The organism is Bacillota bacterium, from assembly GCA_036504675.1.
In the GTDB taxonomy this organism is placed as follows: Bacteria; Bacillota; Sulfobacillia; order JAJYWN01; family JAJZPE01; genus DASXUT01.
The window spans coordinates 1-3,788 of record DASXUT010000119.1; the positions used below are offsets into that span (position 1 = coordinate 1).

Genomic DNA, 3,788 nt, shown 5'->3' on the forward strand with positions numbered 1-3,788 from the left:
TACGTCAACCTCCTCAAGGACGTCTCCTTCCGGCTGGTCGAGGGGCTGACCCGGAACGAGATCGAGGCCATGGTCGGCGAGACCAAGGCCAACACGCTGCTGCGCGGTTACCGCGGGGCGAAGCCGGCCGACCTGCCGGCCCTCATCGATGCCCTGGCCCGCGTGGCCCAGTTGGCCCGGGATTTCCCGGAAATCACCGACATCGATATCAACCCACTTTTCGCCTATGAGAAGGGCTCCCAGACCGACGGGGTCACCGCCCTTGACGTCAAGATAACCATCGCCTGACCGCGTCCGGAACGGCCGCGCAGGGGAACAAGAGAAGGTGGCTTGGTGTGAAGACCCTCTATGTGATGGGGACCATGGGCAGCGGCAAGACCGCTGTTTGTCTGGCTCTGGCCATGAGCCTTCGGGAGAAAGGGCGGAAGGTCGCCTACTTCAAACCGGTCGGCGTGGCCCCCGGGCCGGACCGGGCGGAAGACGAGGACGCCGTCCTGATGAAGGACGTCCTGGGGATGTCCCAGCCGGTCGAGAAGATCGTCCTCTTCAACTCGAGCCCGCACTACCTGACTCGTTACCGCCGGACCCGGGAGCACCTCGACACCGTGGTCGCCGCCTTCAAGGACATCGCCTCCGGGGCCGACGCGGTCATCGTCGAGGGGATCACTTCCCCGTCGGTCATGGTCTCCCTGGGCCTCGACGCGCCGACCATCGCCAAGGCCATCGGGGCCAAGGTGCTCATGGTCGACCGGATCGAGAACGACTACAGCCTCGACACGGCCATCTCTTACAACCAATACGTGTCCGATCGCGGGCTGAAGGTCATCGGGACGATCTTCAACAACGTCTCCCGGCCCTGGCTGGACAAGGTCAAGGGGATCTACGTGCCGATCATGGAGGAGTTGGGTTTCGACATCCTTGGGGTGATCCCCAAGCGGATCGAGATCGCCGCCCCGACGGTGGCCGAGTTCGTCGAGGCCCTCGGCGGCGAGGTCCTCACCGCGGGAGACCGCCTCGACCTCCTGGTCGAGGAGGTCCTGGTGGGGGCGATGACCACCGAGTCGGCCTTCACCTACCTTCGCCGGTCGGTCAACAAGGCCGTCATCACCGGCGGCGACCGGGCCGACCTGGCCCTGGCCGCTTTGGAGACGGGCACATCGTGCCTCGTCCTGACCGGCGGGCTGTACCCCGACGTCCGGGTTATCGCCAGGGCCGAGGAGAAGCGGATTCCGATCATCCTCGTCCACTATGACACCTATCGGACCGTCGAGCGGCTCCAACAGGTATCACGGAAGATCAAGCCGACCGATCGGAAGGCCATTCGGATCGCCGGCGAGTCCTTCCTGAACAGCTGCAACGCGGAGGAGATCATCCGTCGCCTGGACGCCGAGTAACGAAGGCCGGGGGAACTGAAGTCACAGGTGAGGCAAGAGGACGCGGCCGCCCCGCTCGGGGTGGCCGCTTTGCGTGGCACCCCTTTGGGCGGCGCCCAGAGGTGACCGGGCCCGTGCTTGGCCGGGGGCCTGTCCTGACAAAAAACCCCTGTAAAACTTTCCCCTAACCGCCGATATATGGATTACCAGGAGAGAGGCAAGGCCTGAACCGAGCCCACGAAGCGCTCACCACACCGATGCCCCCGTGTGTGAGAGTCGAGGCCCAAGCCCAGGATTCCGGTCGGCCTGGGAACTGGTTCCAGACACACGGAGGTGGTCTTGTGTCCAAAATCAGACTCAGGGTCGGAACGAAGATCATCGGAGGTTACCTGCTCGTCCTGGCCGCCATGATCGCTCTCGGCCTGCTGGCGGTGATCGATTTCGGAAGTGTCAGCACTCTGACCGGGGCACTTGTCGAGGACTCCCTCCCCGGGGTCGGGGCTGCCGACGACGTGTCGCTGGCTTTCGCCGAGTTCAGGCAGGCCGAGTTGCGGCTGGTCCAGCTGGGAGGGGTGGGCACCGACGCCCTGGAAAAGGAACTGACCGATCGGAGGTCCCGGGTCGACGGAGGCGTCAAGAAACTCGAGGAGAAGGCTTCGGCCGACGAGGCTAAGCTACTCCAGGCCTTTAAGACGCAGTGGCAATCCTACCTTGGAGTCCACGAGAGCGTCGACTCGGCTGTCCGGGCCAAGAAGACGGCCGAGGCCGTCCGCCTTTCGGAGGACAGTGGTCAGAAGATCTACGAGGCCGGCTTGACTAACCTGGAGAAGCTGGTCGAGGAATACAAGAAAGAGGCTGAAGCGGCCGGCAAGGGCGTCGAGTCGACCGAACAGCGGGCCCGGACGGTCATCATCATGGTGACCGTCATCGCCGCCGCCGCCGGGCTGACCGTCGGAGCCTTCATCACCCGATCCATCGTCGTCCCGGTGACGGCCGCCGCCAAGACTGCCGGACGCATTGCCGAGGGCGACTTGACCGTCGAGGAACTGGCCGCCCGTTCGGGTGACGAAATCGCCGAGATGGCCAAGGCCTTCAACATCATGGTCCAGCGGATGCGGGAGATGATCGGCGGGGTCAACAAGGCCGCCGAGCAGGTCGCGGCCACCAGCGAGGAGTTGGCGGCCACGTCCAACCAGGTCGGGCAGGCGGTCACCCAGGTGACCCAGGCCGTCACCGGTATCGCCGGCGGGGCCCAGGAGCAGTCGAAGAACCTTGGGGATACGGCCGGATCGGTCGAGCAGCTCAAGGGGGCCATCGACCAGATCGCCCGCGGGGCTCAGGAACAGGCCCGGGGGATCAGCGAGGCCTCGTCGATGGTCGCCCAGGTAGCCAAGGCTATCGAGGACATCACTGCCGCCGCCGAGGTCATGTCGACCGCGGCCGACGAGGGCGGGCATTCCGTCAGAACGGCCGTCGAAGGGATGGACAAGATCAAGGCCAAGGTCGACGAGGCGGCCGGAGTCCTCAACGAGCTCGGGCGCTACTCGGCCCAGATCGACCAGATCGTCCAGGTGATCGACGAGATCGCCGCCCAGACCAACCTCCTGGCCCTCAACGCGGCCATCGAGGCGGCCAGGGCCGGCGAGGCCGGGAAGGGCTTCGCGGTCGTCGCCGAGGAGGTCAGAAAGCTGGCCGAGAGGTCACAACGGGCGACCAAGGAGATCGCCGACCTGATCGGCAACATCCAGCGGAGCACCGAAGCCGCCGTCAGGGCCATGGGCCACAGCACCACCGAGGTCGACGAGGGAGCCGGACTGGCCCGCCAGGCCGGGGAGTCCCTCAGCCGGATCATCGAAACGGCCAGGAGGACGATGGATAAGGTCGAGGGCATCTCGGCCGCCACGCAGCAGGTCTCGGCCTCCAGCCAAGCCGTGGTCAAGGCGGTTGACTCGGTGGCCAGCGTGGTCGAGGAGAACACGGCGGCCACCGAGGAGATGTCGGCCTCGAGCGCCGCGGTGAGCGAGACGGTGGGGAAGACGGCCGCCGTGGCCCAGGAGAACGCGGCCGCCTCCGAAGAGGTCTCGGCTTCCACCGAGGAGATGAACGCCTCAGTGGAGGAGATGGTCGCTTCCACGCAGTCTCTGGCCAACCTGGCTCAGGAATTGCAGAACCTGGTGGCCAAGTTCAGGGTCTGAAGGCCGGGCGTCGCCCGAGGCCACGCCGACGGCCCAGAACGACGGCGTGACCTGCCGGTTGCGGGGGCAGAAAAACAGCGAGGGGCGGGAGGAATCCCGCCCCTTGTTTCTTGCTGGTGCTTAAGTCGTCAGCCCCTCAAATCCCGGCGATCAGCGTTCGGGCCTTAGCGAGGGCCCCGTCGAGCCCGCCGGCCTCGGGCCCGCCGCCCTGGACGACGAC

3 protein-coding genes are annotated in these 3,788 nt (G+C 66.0%); all 3 read left to right on the forward strand.

Annotation, left to right across the window (positions count from 1 at the left end; translation table 11 throughout):
- Positions 1–288: acetate--CoA ligase family protein (locus VGL40_08335; GenBank protein ID HEY3315263.1), on the forward strand; the 288-nt coding region annotated here is incomplete at its 5' end.
- A gap of 47 nt (positions 289–335) precedes the next feature.
- Positions 336–1,394 carry a phosphotransacetylase family protein gene (locus VGL40_08340; protein HEY3315264.1) on the forward strand — a complete coding sequence of 353 codons (1,059 nt, stop codon included), beginning with the start codon at positions 336–338 and terminating at the stop codon, positions 1,392–1,394.
- A gap of 320 nt (positions 1,395–1,714) precedes the next feature.
- Positions 1,715–3,568, forward strand: a complete 1,854-nt coding sequence (locus tag VGL40_08345; protein ID HEY3315265.1) for a methyl-accepting chemotaxis protein — start codon at positions 1,715–1,717, stop codon at positions 3,566–3,568.
- Positions 3,569–3,788: the final 220 nt, after the last annotated feature.